Source organism: Nitrospira sp. KM1, from assembly GCF_011405515.1.
In the GTDB taxonomy this organism is placed as follows: domain Bacteria; phylum Nitrospirota; class Nitrospiria; order Nitrospirales; family Nitrospiraceae; genus Nitrospira_C.
Genome location: NZ_AP022671.1, coordinates 1,380,502 through 1,394,316, shown reverse-complemented (window position 1 = coordinate 1,394,316; position 13,815 = coordinate 1,380,502). Strand labels below are relative to the sequence as shown.

The window sequence follows — 13,815 nt, the reverse complement described above, 5'->3', positions numbered from 1 at the left end:
ATCGCGTATGTGTGGAATTGTCGGCTACGTAGGCAATCAGGCAGCGGTGCCCATTCTCATTGGCGGGCTTTCCAAGCTTGAATATCGTGGGTACGACTCGGCAGGGGTTGCCATTCTCCAAGGAGAGAAGATCGAAGTCCGGCGCAGCGTCGGCAAGCTCGCCAATCTCCAAAAATCTTTGAAGGAGAAGGAAATCGACGGCCTGGTGGGCATCGGTCACACGAGATGGGCCACGCACGGGAAGCCGTCCGAACAGAATGCCCATCCTCATCGATCGAAGAGCTGCGTCCTCGTGCATAACGGCATCATCGAAAATTACCAGCCCCTGAAGCAGCAATTGGAGCGGGAAGGCTACAAATTTCAGTCCGATACGGACACCGAAGTGGTGGCGCACCTCATCGATAAGCACATGCAGAACGGGTTGGGGCTGGCCGATGCCGTCCGCGCGGCGACCAAGGAAGTCAGGGGCAGCTATGCGCTGGCGGTCATCTCTGAGCGCGAACCCGGCACGCTTGTGGCCGCGCGTCTGGGATGTCCGCTGGTGGTCGGGCGGACAAAACAGGCGTCATTCATCGCCTCCGATGTCATGGCCATGTTGGCCCATACGCGTGATGTGACCTATCTGGAAGAGGGAGACGTGGCTATCGTCACCGCTTCCGACGTGTCCATGACCGACGCGGACGGGCACGTCATGCTGAGAAAGCCGTCCAAAATCACGTGGGACGCCGCGGATGCGGAGAAGAGCGGCTTTCCACATTTCATGCTCAAGGAAATCCATGAGCAGCCTCAAACCATTCTGGACACCATGCGGGGGCGATATTCGTATGAGAGCGGGGAAGCGGATCTTCCCGACATCGGTCTCACCCCTAAGGACTTTGCGTCTGTCGAGCGGATCTGGATCGTCGCCTGCGGCACGTCCTGGCATGCCGGCCAAGTCGGTAAATACCTGTTCGAAGAAATGGTCCGCACGCCGGTGCAAGTCGATATCGGCAGCGAGTTTCGCTATCGGGACCCCCTGGTCGGGAAGAACGATCTCTTTATTACCATTTCGCAATCGGGTGAGACGGCGGACACCTTGGCCGCGGCACGCGAGGCCAAGCAGAAAGGCGCCCGGGTCGTCTCAATCGTCAACGTGGTTGGAAGCACGTTGGCCCGGGAGTCGGACGGGGTGCTCTATACCCATTGCGGGCCGGAAATCGGCGTAGCTTCGACAAAGGCGTTTACGGCTCAATTGACAGCGTTGTATCTCTTGGCGCTGCATCTCGCGCGGGTCCGCAACGTCATGAAGGCGGCTGATGGGAAGGCCTGGCTCGACCGGTTGGTGCGGCTGCCGGTTCTCGTCGAAAGCGTGTTGCGGCGGGAGGCCGAGATCGTGGCGATTGCCAAGCGTTATTATAAGAAGAGAAATTTTCTCTTTTTGGGCCGTGGCATCAATTATCCCATCGCGCTGGAAGGATCGCTCAAATTGAAGGAAGTTTCGTATATCCATGCCGAGGGGTATGCAGCGGGGGAGATGAAGCATGGACCGATTGCCTTGATCGACAAGGACATGCCGGTGGTCGTCCTCGCTCCGCGCGATCGCTTGTATGAGAAGACGGTCAGCAACCTGATGGAAGTTAAAGCCCGGCATGCGCCGGTCATTGCACTTGTGGCGGAAGGGGAGCGAGAATTGGGTAAAATAGCCGATGCGGTCTTTACGATTCCCGAAACGCATCCGCTGATTTCACCGATTCTTTTCACTATCCCATTGCAATTATTGGCCTATCACATCGCGGTTTTGCGAGGCGCGGATGTCGATCAGCCTAGAAACCTGGCCAAGAGCGTCACCGTAGAGTGATAAAACCGAGCAGGACGAGCGCAGGACGCGATGTCCTCGCGGAGATGGCTAATAGATGAATATTACGAAGCAGGACGTTGAGAAGGTGGCGAAACTCGCCCGTTTGGAAGTCACCGACGCTGAAAAGGAGGTGTTTGCCAAGCAGTTGAGTCAGATCCTCTCGCATGTCCAAACACTCAATCAGTACGATACCGGTAACGTTGAACAGACCTCCTCGGTTCCAGCGCGTGTGAACGTCTTCAGAGAGGACGAAGTCCGCCCGTCCTTGTCGGTGGAGCAGGCGCTGGCTAATGCGCCGCGACGTGAGGCCAATGGTTTCAGTGTGCCTAAGATCATTGAATAACGGTACGCCCCGATTATTAAGGAAAGGTCTGACTGGGAATGTTTCGACAAATGCTGCGCTCCAAAATTCACCGCGCGACCGTCACCGGGGCATATCTCGAATACGAAGGTAGTCTCACGATCGATCAGGATCTGATGGAGGCCGCGGCGATTCTGCCTTATGAGGCCATTATTTGCTCCAACTTGAACAACGGGGAGCGTTTCATGACCTATGCGATTGAAGGCCGGAGGGGCAGTGGGGATATTGTCCTGAACGGTCCGACGGCTCGCAAGGCTGCAGTGGGCGATCAGATCATCATCTTCTGTTACGAGTATTATAGCGATGAAGAGATCAAGCGACATGCCCCAAAGATCGTTCGAGTGAACGAGAAAAACCGCATCGTCGAGTCGACGGAAAAGCGTTGATGGCCATCCATAAGCTGACCCTGTGCGAGTTGCAGAAGAAATTTACTGCCGGTGAAGTCACCGCGTCGGAAATCGTCCGCAGCTACATGCTCCGCATCAGCCAAGTCGAATCCAAGGTAAAGGCGTACGTGATGCAGACGAAGGATTCCATTGCGAGCCATGCGGCGGACTTGGATGCCAAGCTCAAGGGGTGGCGCCGGACGAAGCCGATGACAGGGATGCCGATTGCCATTAAAGACAATATGTGCACCGAGGGAGTGCCGACAACGTGCTCCTCCCGTATGTTGCGGGATTTCCTTCCGCCATACGATGCGACGGTGGTCAAGAAACTGCGCGGGCAGGATTACCTTCTTCTCGGTAAAACGAACCTGGATGAGTTCGCGATGGGATCGTCGACGGAAAATTCCGCATTCGGGCCGAGTCGCAATCCATGGAATGTGCAGTGCGTGCCGGGTGGTTCGAGTGGCGGTTCGGCTGCTGCGGTGGCGGCCGATGAATGCGTGGCAGCCTTGGGATCGGACACGGGAGGCTCAATCCGACAGCCTGCCGCCTTCTGCGGTGTCGTCGGAGTGAAACCGACGTATGGTCGCGTGTCCCGTTACGGATTGATCGCATTTGCCTCTTCACTGGATCAGATCGGTCCCATTACCAAAGACGTATCCGATGCCGCATATCTCCTTGGCGCGATCGCCGGCCATGATCCCATGGACTCCACGTCCGCAGACATCCCGGTTCCAGACTATATGAAAGCCTTGAAACGGAAGGATCTGAAGAAGCTCAAAGTGGGTGTGCCGGTAGAATTTTTCTCCGAAGGCTTGGATCCAGAGGTGGAAACTGCTGTTCGGACCGCCATTGAAGAACTCAAATCACTGGGCGGTGAAATAAAAGAAATCCGGCTGCCGCGAACCGATGCAGCGGTCGCCGTGTATTACGTGGTGGCGACGGCGGAAGCCAGTTCAAATCTCGCCAGATTCGACGGTGTCAAGTTCGGCCTGCGGGCGAAGGAAACCAAGGACCTGTTGGACCTGTACATGAAGACCAGACAGGAAGGCTTCGGACCGGAGGTCAAGCGCCGGATCATGCTGGGCACGTATGCACTGAGTTCCGGATATTACGATGCCTACTATGGAAAGGCGCAGGCCGTCAGGACCTTGATCTGTCAGGATTTCGCGGACGCATTTCAAGAGGTGGATCTTATCGCCACGCCCGTGACGCCCACTCCTGCGTTCAAGCTGGGTGAGAAAAGCGAAGATCCGCTTCAGATGTATTTGTCGGACATCTTTACGATATCGGTGAACCTTGCCGGTCTTCCGGCTATCGCCTTGCCCTGCGGGTTCAGCAGGACGGGACTGCCGATTGGTTTGCAGTTGATCGGCCGGGCGTTCGAAGAGGAAACCATGTTTCGGGCCGCTCATGCCTATGAGCAATCCACGCAGTGGCATCTGAAGAGAGCCGTCATCCGTTGACCGGTCTATCCGGTTGACAGTCGGGAACCCTCATGACCTTTCTGGAAATCGCCGCTCTTCTGGCTGCTCTGGCCTTTGCGGTGTTGGTTGGTTGTCTGATTCCCGTCTTGGTGCAACTCCGGAAGACCGCCGCGGAGTCGGAGCAGTTGGTGAAGCGACTCGGTGTCGAAGTGCCTCTGCTCATAAGCGAACTTCGTGCCGTAAGTCAAAACGTGAGTGCGTTGACCGGCCAGGCGCGTGATGGTGTCGAACACGCCTCGGTGCTTCTACATGCCGTTGGTGAGGTCGGAGAGTCCGTCCAGCAGGTGCATGACGTGGTCCGAGGATCCAGCGGCACGCTGCTGGGAAATGTCGTGAGCATGGTGGCCGGCCTTAGGGCTGCGGCGCAGTTTGTTCGAGAACGGTATCAACAAGGAGGACCACACAATGGGGGATGATCGCGGGTCGTCAACGGGTGTAGTGTTGTCGTTTTTGACCGGGGCGGCGCTGGGTGCCGTCGCTGCATTGCTCTTGGCTCCGCAGTCGGGGCGTGAGTCGCGTGAGCAGTTGCGCGGCTATGCGCGCAGGGCGGAAGGAGACCTGCATGATCTGGCCGGACGCGCCGGGGAAGCGCTCGAGGAAATTATCGATGAGGGCAAAGAATTCGTCCAGGCGAAAAAATCAGTCTTGCGAGAAGCATTTGAAGCGGGACGAGAAGCGATGCAGCATGAACGGGACCGCATGCGGAACGATGGATGACCCATCCCATGACGTACGAGGTTGTGATAGGGGTTGAAGTTCACGCCCAGCTCCGCACTCGATCGAAAATGTTCTGCGGATGTGCCACGACGTTCGGGCGGCCTCCGAACAGCCAGACCTGCCCCGTCTGTCTCGGTTTGCCGGGTGCGCTTCCGGTCGTCAATCGGGCGGCGGTTGAGATGGCCGTGCGGGCCGGTCTCGCCCTGAACTGCACGATCGGATCCCGCAACCGGTTCGCGCGAAAAAATTACTTCTATCCGGATCTCCCCAAGGGCTATCAAATTTCCCAATACGAGTCTCCTATTTGTGAACATGGATGGATTGAAGTGGTATCCGGGACCGGCAAGAAACGTGTCCGAATCAGGCGTGCACATCTTGAAGAAGATGCCGGAAAGAATGTTCATGACACAGGAACGACAGGCAGCAGGGTCGATCTGAACCGCGCCGGAACGCCGTTGTTGGAAATCGTGACCGAACCGGATCTGCGATCCGCCGACGAGGCGGTGTCCTACCTCAAGGGACTTCGAGACATCCTCATGTATCTGGAGGTCTGCGACGGCAATATGGAAGAGGGCAGTTTTCGATGCGAACCCAACTTATCGCTCAGGCCTCAGGGCCGGCAGGAATTCGGAACCAAGGTCGAACTGAAGAACATCAATTCTTTCCGATTTGTGAAGGACGCGATCGAGTATGAGGTGAAGCGTCAGACCAAGGTCTTGAACGAAGGCGGGAAAATCCAGCAGGAAACCCGGTTGTGGAATCTGGACCGCGGGGAGACGGCGGTGATGCGGAGCAAAGAGGAAGCGCACGATTATCGGTACTTCCCCGATCCGGACCTCCTCCCGCTTGATCTCGAGAAAGAGTGGATCGAGAGCTACAGGGCGACGGTCCCGGAACTGCCGGGAAATCGAACGAACCGATTTGTCAGCGAGTACGGTCTTCCCGAATCGGACGCGGCCATGTTGACGGCATCCAAAGGCATTGCGGACTATTTCGAACGGACGGTGAGACTGTTCGATCATCCCAAAACGGTCAGCAACTGGGTCATGGGTGAACTGACTCGAGAGGTGCGCCAATCAGGCGGATCGTTTGAGACCTCGCCGGTCTCTCCCGAGCGTTTGGTGAGCCTCTTGAATATGGTCGAGAGCGGAACGGTGAGCTTGAAAGCCGCGCGTGAAATATTTCCGGATCTGTTCACGAGCGGGAAGAGCGCCGAACAGATCGTTGAAGAGCGGGGTCTGACCCAGGTCTCCGATGAGGAGACGCTGGAAAAGATCGTTGAGGATGTCCTCGAGCGCCACCCGGCGCAAGCCTCTCAGTTCAAAGAGGGCAAACAGCAGGTATTGGGGTTTCTGGTCGGGCAGGTCATGAAAGCCAGCGCCGGAAAGGCCAACCCAGGCAAAGTGAACGAGTTGTTAAAAAGAAAACTGAGCGTGTAATCGATCGCTTCTTAGGAGACTAAAAGGGGAGATCCGAGCATGAGTGCAATCCGGGCAATCAAGGGAAGGCAAATCGTCGATTCGCGTGGAAATCCGACCGTCGAAGTGGAAGTGGAACTTGAAAGCGGTGCGAAGGGGAGAGCCGCGGTCCCTTCAGGCGCGTCCACCGGCGAGAAAGAAGCGATTGAGCTTCGAGACGGGGATAAGAAGCGATGGATGGGAAAAGGAGTGGGCAAGGCCGTGGCCAATATCGGGAAGATCATCGCGCCCGCGCTCATGGGAAAAGAGGCCTTCGATCAAGCCGGTATCGATCGAATGATGATCGACCTCGACGGCACCAAGACAAAAGGGAAGCTGGGCGCAAATGCGATTCTCGGCGTCTCGCTGGCGGTGGCGAAAGCTTCGGCGGATGAAACGGGCCAGCCGCTCTATCGTTATCTGGGGGGAACCAATGCACGGGTGTTGCCTGTGCCGTTGATGAATATCATCAACGGGGGAGCGCATGCCGACAATAGACTCGATCTCCAAGAATTCATGATCATGCCGGTTGGGGCCGATCGCTTCAGCGACGCGCTGCGGATGGCGACAGAGGTGTTCCACTCGCTGAAAGCTCAGTTGAAAAAGAAGGGTTTGAATACCGCCGTGGGCGATGAAGGCGGATTCGCGCCGGACCTTCAATCCAACGAAGAGGCGCTGGGCCTGATCGTGCAAGCGATCGAGCAAGCCGGGTATCGCCCCGGTCGCGATATCGCTCTCGCCTTGGACTGCGCCGCCAGCGAACTCTATCAAAAGGGCCGATATATGCTGGAAGCGGAAGAAAAGCCCGAGCGATCGTCGGAGGACATGATCGGGTATTACAGCAAGTTACTGGACCGCTATCCAATACTCTCGATCGAGGATGGTCTCAGCGAACTCGATTGGAAGGGGTGGAAAATGCTCACCGAACAGCTGGGTGATCGCGTTCAGCTCGTGGGCGACGATATTTTTGTCACCAACGTGGAGATTTTCTCCAAGGGGATTCGCGAAGGCCTGGGCAATTCGATTCTCATCAAGCTGAACCAAATCGGGACGTTGACCGAGACCTTGGATGCCATCGAACTGGCGAAGCGGTCGGGTTATACGGCGATCATTTCACATCGATCAGGGGAGACCGAAGATACGACCATCGCCGATGTCGCTGTGGCGACCAACAGCGGCTTGATCAAAACGGGATCGCTTTCGCGGACGGACCGGGTCGCCAAATATAACCAGCTGCTGAGGATCGAGGAAGAACTGGGATCGGCGGCCTTATATCGGGGACGTGACGCCGTGCCGTCTCGTTCGTAACTGAACGGCGCGCGCGGCGCAATACCACTATGTCGGGACCTGATGGCATGACGGCGGGCGGCAGATGATTATCAAACAAAATCGTGGGAAGGAATGGCTGCACTGGCAGCGGCGTCTTGTGACATGGTCACACTATGCCGGCGCCGGAGTGTGTCTTCTTCTGCTCCTTGCATTGTGCTTCGGGGAAATGGGCGTGCCGCGGTTTGTCTCAATGCGCGAGCACGCGAGCCAGTTGGAATCGGAGATCCTGGACCTGGAACGGTCCACGCGTTTGTTGAAAGCGGATATCGAGCGTCTCGAGCGCGATCCGCTAAGGATCGAGCAGTTGGCCCGGGAACAGCTCGGTTACGTTCGCAAGGGGGAGACGGTCTACCAATTGGTTCCGGACGATCGGCCGGACCGGACAAGACCGTGAGCCAATGAAATTCGGCACTGTCGCATTGATCGGACGATCGAACGTGGGAAAGTCCACGTTACTCAATCGGCTCCTTCGGGAAAAGATTGCCATTGTTTCTGAAAAGCCTCAGACGACTCGGACCAGGATCCTGGGGGTCATCCATGGGCCCGACGCCCAAATTGCGGTACTGGATACTCCCGGAATCCATAAGCCGGAACACCTGCTCAATCGACGCATGGTCCGGACGACCGTGGAAACTCTCGAAGGAGCGGATCTCTTGTTTGTGTTGATGGAAGCCGCACATTTGCCGGGGCCCGGTGATCTCATGGTGCTCGACCATGTGAAGGCGGCCATTCAGAAACATGCTCGCCCGGTCATCCTGGTCTTGAACAAGATCGATCTTGTGAACAAGATGAAGCTATTGCCGGTGATTGAAACCTACGCCAAACTGTATGCATGGACTGAAGTCGTTCCGGTGTCGGCGGAGACCGGAGATAATATTGCGCGATTGGTCACGGTGACCATGTCGCATCTGCCGGAAGGCGATGCGGTGTATGATGAGGAGACGATTACCGATCAGTCGATGCGCACGCTGGCCGCAGAAATGGTTCGAGAAAAACTTCTGCGTCAGACGCATGAGGAAATTCCTTACTCTATCGCCGTAGAGATCGACCAGTTTGTGGAAGAGGGGTCGCTGGCGCGGATCAGTGCATCGATCCTTGTCGAACGGGAGTCGCATAAAGCGATCGTCATTGGTAAGCATGGAGAACGATTGAAATCCGTTGGTATGGAAGCTCGCCTCGATATGGAACGGGTCTTCGGAATGAAAGTGTTTCTCCAGCTCTGGGTCAAAGTCCGGGAGGCGTGGCGTGAGGACGAGCACGCCTTGATCGAATTGGGATATTGATGGTGATGCAGCCCACTGAAAAGCCGCAAGAGGTCCGCGCCGCCGAGCCGCGTCCGCGTGCCGGAGATAAAGATCTCCTGCGTGAGACGATTCGGGAGCAGGCCGACAAAGGGCAGACGAAATCGGACATCGTCCTCCTTTCGGTCCAGCGACTCCTGCGCCGGGGCGCCATTACCAACCTGGCCAAGATGTTGGGGCGGATGCATCCCGCTGATGTCGCCAGAGTGATCAACCACCTGTCGTCCCCAAAGGAAAAACGAGAGGTATTTGAGCTGGTCCGGGGCGATTCGAAACGCGGGCAGGTTTTGAGCGAACTCGACATCGATAGCATCACCCAGGTGCTGGCAGACCTTCTGCAGTCGGATATCGCATGGCTCATCAAAGATCTGGGTCCCGACGACGTCGCGTACATCCTTGGCGTATTGCCGGAAGAGCGGGCAAAAGAAATCCTGTCGCTCATGCGGACCGAGGATTCGACCGAGATTGCCGACATCCTGAAGTATCCAAAGGATACGGCAGGGGCCATCATGACAACGGAGTTTTTCTCGTTGTCGGAGGATGCAACGGCTCAAGATGCGATCCGACGCCTTCAAGAGGCCACGGATGCCGAAATGGTGTTCTACATCTACGTCACCGATCGGGACGAGCATCTTGTCGGAGTCTTGTCATTGCGGCAACTTCTGACCGTGCCGCCCGCCACACCGCTGAAAAATATTGCCACACGGGACGTGATCAGCGTGTCGGTGGACATGGATCAAGAGGAAGTGGCCAGACAGGTGGCGAGCTATAATCTGCTGGCTATCCCGGTGGTCGATAAGGAAGGGGTGCTGGTGGGGATCATTACGGTCGATGACGTGGTTGACGTCATCCGCGAGGAAGCCACGGAAGACATGATGAAGATGGCCGGAGCGGTGGAACAGGAGGCCGCGTCGAGGTCCTCCAGCCTTGCGGCAGCCAAGGTTCGACTGCCCTGGCTGTTTACCAATCTCGTTGGAAGTCTTCTGTCCGGGGCCATCCTGTGGGAGTTTCGCTATACCATTCAAGAAGTGGTGGCGATCGTGAGCTTTATTCCTGTCATCGCCGCCATGGGTGGAAATGTAGGTCTGCAGTCTTCTACCCTCATCATTCGAGGGTTAGCGACCGGATTAGTCGAGGTGAACGACGTCCGGGCCGTGTTCCTTCGTGAGGTGAAAATCGGTCTGTTGATGGGGATTGCGTGCGGCATGATTTTATCGTTAGTGGGGTGGATCTGGCATCAGGGATTTCTCGGGGTGGTCGTGGGAGTGTCACTCATTACCGCATTTCTGGTTTCGACGAGTATGGCCACGTTTATGCCCATTTTCCTCAAACGCATGGGAGTCGATCCTGCCGTTGCGGCCGGACCGTTTGTGACGACGGCCAACGACATCACGGGCATCACCATCTATCTCAGCCTATCGACACTGTTCATGCAGTACCTCCGATAATCAATTAACTGGCGCGTGGTATATTGCTTCCTGCCTCGATGTTGCGACTATGCCATTGATCAAGACGCGGGCCATTACCCTCAAAAGTCGAAAGTGGGGAGAAGCCGACCGCATTGTCACGTGTTATACGAGGGAGATAGGAAAAATTCGCGGGGTGGCGAGGGGAGCCCGGCGGTTGAAAAGCCGGTTGGGCGCTGCGCTCGAACCCCTGGTCATTTGTGAATTGAATCTTTTCGAAAAATCAGGAGATTCGCTCTATCGGATCACGCAGGTTGATCTGGTGGAGCCTTTCATGCGGTTCCGCGAAGACCTGGATCTCATGGCGGCGGCCTCACGAATGGCGAACGTCGTTGGCGCAGTGACGCCGGACGGCGACGCGGATCTCCAACTGTATGAAACGCTGGAGCGGGGGCTGTATTCACTTGTTGAGAGCACCGATCCGTCACTGACGGCGTTGTTATTCCAAATTCGATTGTTAGGTCTGACGGGCTTCCGTCCACAAACGGATCACTGCGCCGTCTGTGGAAAGACCCGAGTCAGCCAAGAAATTCAATTCTCTCCCGTCTCGGGCGGCCTGGTCTGTGCGACCTGTGCGGCGGGGCAGCATGCTCGATGTGTATCACTCTCCCGTGGGAGTGTGGCGTTTCTTCAGCAAGCATTGCAGCTTGCCCCGGGAATGATCACGAGACTCAAGGCTGCGGGTCAAGTGAGATATGAAGTCGAAGAGGCGATCGAAGGGTATGTGACGATAGTGGCCGGCAAGCGGCTTCCTCCTGTAAACTTTCTCTCACCGTTCTCATGACGATTGATCATACGAGCGAGGGCAGACTTGGACAAATCCGAAGCAGTCTTGGAACCGAGGGACATGTCTTGGGTGGAGAAGGGCGTGTTGGGCATAGAGTGGAGCGATGGCCATCGTGCCGTCTACCCGGTCCGATATTTGCGGCAGCAGTGTCCTTGCGCAGCCTGTGTCGACGAATGGACTGGTGCACGAAGGATCAATGCCGACGATGTGCCGCTACTGATTATGTTGCAGGATATAGAACCGGTCGGGCGATATGCGCTCCAATTTAAGTGGAGCGATGGGCACGATACTGGAATCTATTCCTATCAACTCCTGCGACGTCTCTGCCAATGCAATGTCTGTCAGCCGGTGAAGCCTGCTGAAGTGAAAAGCCGGAGACTCTTGTGAAGCCGGGAATTGTTTTGGGTGTTTGGTTGCTCATGGGCCCTCTTCTTGCCGGTTGCTCAAGTATGCCCCCTCTCAGTGAGCAAGAGCAGCACATTCGTCACAACGAGTTGGTCCTCAAAAGACTCACGCCAAGAGCCTTTGTCGGGGTCTGGGGGATGCCCGCTTACCAGCGGGTTGAGTTCATGCAGTTTTTCGGCATGAAGGATGGTTCGCTCATGCCGAGGTCGAGGCTGGCAATTGGAGAAGTTCCTCGGGGCTGGGATGCCGACGTCGAAACAGGAGAGGCACTGTTCCTGGCCTATCCCGATCGCGGATGGCTCGTCGTATTTTTAGACGAAAGGTTGGTCTATAAAGAAGCGCTCAGCGGTGCTCAGCTCCACGCAATCGGCCGCGGATGGCAGTACGAAGATAAATTCAAAACCAAACTTGAAACGGCACCTTCCCGGTAATTTCCCCTCCAGAGCATTCGTGAAACAGCGATTACACATTGTTATGGCCGCCTCGGAAGCCGTTCCATATGCAAAAACGGGAGGCTTGGCCGATGTGACCGGTGCCTTGCCGCAGGAACTTGCCAAGTTGGGCCACGACGTCATCCTGCTGCTGCCGAAATATCGATCGGTCGCTGATTCGGGGCGGCGATTTCGCAGCATAGCACGTCTCCCTATTGCGACCGCGGAAGGGACAGAAGAATCCGAAATTGAAGAAGACGTGATCCAAACCGGTTTTGGAGATTCGACCGTTCGCGTTTGGACTTGCCGCCATGATCGATTTTTCGATCGTTCCGGGCTGTATCAAGAACACGGGGCCGACTATCCGGACAATTTAAACAGATTCGCCTGGTTTTCGCGTGCCGTGATCGAGGTGATGGCATACCTTGCCGGAGAAAGGGCCTGGCAGACGGATGTGCTGCACGTTCACGACTGGCAAACCGCTCTGTGCGCCGTATACCTGAAGACTGTCGACCGCCATCGCAGTGAAATTCAGAATGTGAAGACGGTTTTGACGCTCCACAACGTTGGCTATCAGGGAATATTCCCAGGAATACAGTTCACTGGAACAGGGCTTCCTTCGGAACTGTTCAGCCCTGCCGGTTTGGAATTCTATGATTCAGTTAATCTCTTGAAGGGAGGGATTATTTTTACCGATCGGATTACGACTGTCAGCCCTTCTTACGCAAGAGAGATTCTTTCGCCAGAATTCGGTTTTGGCCTCGAAGGAGTCTTGAGGAACCGTCAAGACCAACTGTATGGGATTCTCAATGGGATCGACAGTGAGCGATGGAATCCAGCGACTGACCCTTTTCTTGCTGCCAATTATTCGGCGGATGAACGCGAGGGTAAAGGCGCCTGCAAGCTGGCACTTCAACGAGAGTTCTCTCTTCCTGAAATACCGGTTCCTGTGTTTGCGGTGATTGCGAGGTTGTCTTCTCAGAAAGGCTTGGATCTTCTGGAGGCCATTATTCCCAAGTTTCTATCTTACGATGTGCAGTTGATCGTCTTGGGTACAGGAGACCCGGCTCATGAGACGGCTTTTCGTGAGGCTCAGAAGCGTTACCCCGATCGTATGGGACTTTACATTGGATTTGATGAGAAGCTTGCCCACCGTATTGAGGGAGGAGCGGACATGTTCATCATGCCCTCCCGTTACGAACCCTGCGGCCTCAGCCAGATGTACAGTTTGCGTTATGGTACGGTTCCGGTCGTGACGAAGACGGGTGGGTTGGCGGACACGGTAATTCCTTTCAATCAAAAAGCAAAGTCTTCGCCGAAAGCGAATGGCTTTCACCTGGCTAGTGCAACTTCTGAGTCTCTCCTAGCCGCCTTGCTGGAAGCCGCGGAGGTGTATCGGACAAAGGAAATCTGGAATAGGGTGATCGATGCGGGTATGAGAGCCGATGTCTCGTGGGCGCGATCGGCCAGATTCTATGAGGATCTCTTCTTAAAACTCGTGGGAGAAGAAGGCTAGGTTAACCAGCGACAGGTGAGACCTATCGGAAGTTTAATGAGACCTTGAGCATGGCAGCGTCAATTACGGCTAACATCGATTTGGCTTGATTGGAATAGTATGAATACTCGGACTGCGGGTAATACTGGACAATGCTCTCCAGAATGGGCTTGGCAACATCGAATTTCTGTAAATTGAGAGCCGTCTGTCCAGCCCGCAGAGTGCATGATGCAGCCATGGCTTTAATGTCAACTGCCTGCCGAGTTCCTGGGGCCACCACCATCCGCTCAATCTGACCTGGCAAGGGGACGACGAACCCGTCACCAGCCTGCGGCTCCGATGCTGATTTCAACGCA

At 55.9% G+C, this 13,815-nt stretch carries 15 protein-coding genes; all 15 read left to right on the top strand.

Going from position 1 to position 13,815, the window contains the following annotated elements:
- Positions 1–7: 7 nt before the first annotated feature.
- Positions 8–1,837, top strand: a complete 1,830-nt coding sequence (gene glmS, locus W02_RS06335; RefSeq protein WP_173045863.1) for a glutamine--fructose-6-phosphate transaminase (isomerizing) — start codon at positions 8–10, stop codon at positions 1,835–1,837.
- A 55-nt stretch (positions 1,838–1,892) separates the two neighbouring features.
- Entirely contained in the window at positions 1,893–2,180 is a 288-nt protein-coding gene (gatC, locus tag W02_RS06330) for an Asp-tRNA(Asn)/Glu-tRNA(Gln) amidotransferase subunit GatC (RefSeq protein WP_173045861.1), read from the top strand.
- Between the two features lie 38 nt (positions 2,181–2,218).
- Positions 2,219–2,584 (top strand): aspartate 1-decarboxylase, encoded by a 366-nt coding sequence (gene panD / locus W02_RS06325; protein ID WP_173045859.1) that lies wholly within the window; start codon positions 2,219–2,221, stop codon positions 2,582–2,584.
- Complete coding sequence (gatA, locus tag W02_RS06320) at positions 2,584–4,050, top strand: Asp-tRNA(Asn)/Glu-tRNA(Gln) amidotransferase subunit GatA (RefSeq protein WP_173045857.1); 1,467 nt, start codon at positions 2,584–2,586, stop codon at positions 4,048–4,050. The genes panD and gatA overlap by 1 nt, the downstream gene beginning before the upstream one ends.
- A 32-nt stretch (positions 4,051–4,082) precedes the next feature.
- Positions 4,083–4,487: a DUF948 domain-containing protein gene (locus tag W02_RS06315; RefSeq protein WP_173045855.1), complete on the top strand. Its 405-nt coding sequence runs from the start codon at positions 4,083–4,085 to the stop codon at positions 4,485–4,487.
- Positions 4,477–4,788, top strand: a complete 312-nt coding sequence (locus W02_RS06310) for a YtxH domain-containing protein (RefSeq protein ID WP_173045853.1) — start codon at positions 4,477–4,479, stop codon at positions 4,786–4,788. The genes W02_RS06315 and W02_RS06310 overlap by 11 nt, the downstream gene beginning before the upstream one ends.
- Before the next feature lie 8 nt (positions 4,789–4,796).
- Positions 4,797–6,227 (top strand): Asp-tRNA(Asn)/Glu-tRNA(Gln) amidotransferase subunit GatB, encoded by a 1,431-nt coding sequence (gene gatB / locus W02_RS06305; protein WP_173045851.1) that lies wholly within the window; start codon positions 4,797–4,799, stop codon positions 6,225–6,227.
- A 39-nt stretch (positions 6,228–6,266) separates the two neighbouring features.
- Positions 6,267–7,553, top strand: a complete 1,287-nt coding sequence (gene eno / locus W02_RS06300; protein WP_173045849.1) for a phosphopyruvate hydratase — start codon at positions 6,267–6,269, stop codon at positions 7,551–7,553.
- A 64-nt stretch (positions 7,554–7,617) separates the two neighbouring features.
- The gene (locus W02_RS06295; RefSeq protein WP_173045847.1) at positions 7,618–7,968 is read left to right on the top strand and encodes a septum formation initiator family protein; all 351 of its coding nucleotides are present in this window, start codon (positions 7,618–7,620) and stop codon (positions 7,966–7,968) included.
- A gap of 4 nt (positions 7,969–7,972) precedes the next feature.
- On the top strand, positions 7,973–8,857 hold the full coding sequence (gene era / locus W02_RS06290) for a GTPase Era (protein ID WP_173045845.1): 885 nt from the start codon (positions 7,973–7,975) through the stop codon (positions 8,855–8,857).
- On the top strand, positions 8,857–10,323 hold the full coding sequence (mgtE, locus tag W02_RS06285) for a magnesium transporter (RefSeq protein WP_232068664.1): 1,467 nt from the start codon (positions 8,857–8,859) through the stop codon (positions 10,321–10,323). The genes era and mgtE overlap by 1 nt, the downstream gene beginning before the upstream one ends.
- A 49-nt stretch (positions 10,324–10,372) precedes the next feature.
- Positions 10,373–11,125: a DNA repair protein RecO gene (recO, locus tag W02_RS06280; protein WP_173045842.1), complete on the top strand. Its 753-nt coding sequence runs from the start codon at positions 10,373–10,375 to the stop codon at positions 11,123–11,125.
- Between the two features lie 63 nt (positions 11,126–11,188).
- Positions 11,189–11,515 (top strand): DUF971 domain-containing protein, encoded by a 327-nt coding sequence (locus tag W02_RS06275; RefSeq protein ID WP_173045840.1) that lies wholly within the window; start codon positions 11,189–11,191, stop codon positions 11,513–11,515.
- 215 nt (positions 11,516–11,730) lie between these two features.
- Positions 11,731–11,964 (top strand): hypothetical protein, encoded by a 234-nt coding sequence (locus W02_RS06270; RefSeq protein WP_173045838.1) that lies wholly within the window; start codon positions 11,731–11,733, stop codon positions 11,962–11,964.
- A gap of 19 nt (positions 11,965–11,983) precedes the next feature.
- A complete protein-coding gene (glgA, locus tag W02_RS06265; protein ID WP_173045836.1) occupies positions 11,984–13,480 on the top strand; it encodes a glycogen synthase GlgA in 1,497 nt (498 codons plus the stop codon).
- The last annotated feature ends 335 nt before the right edge of the window (positions 13,481–13,815 follow it).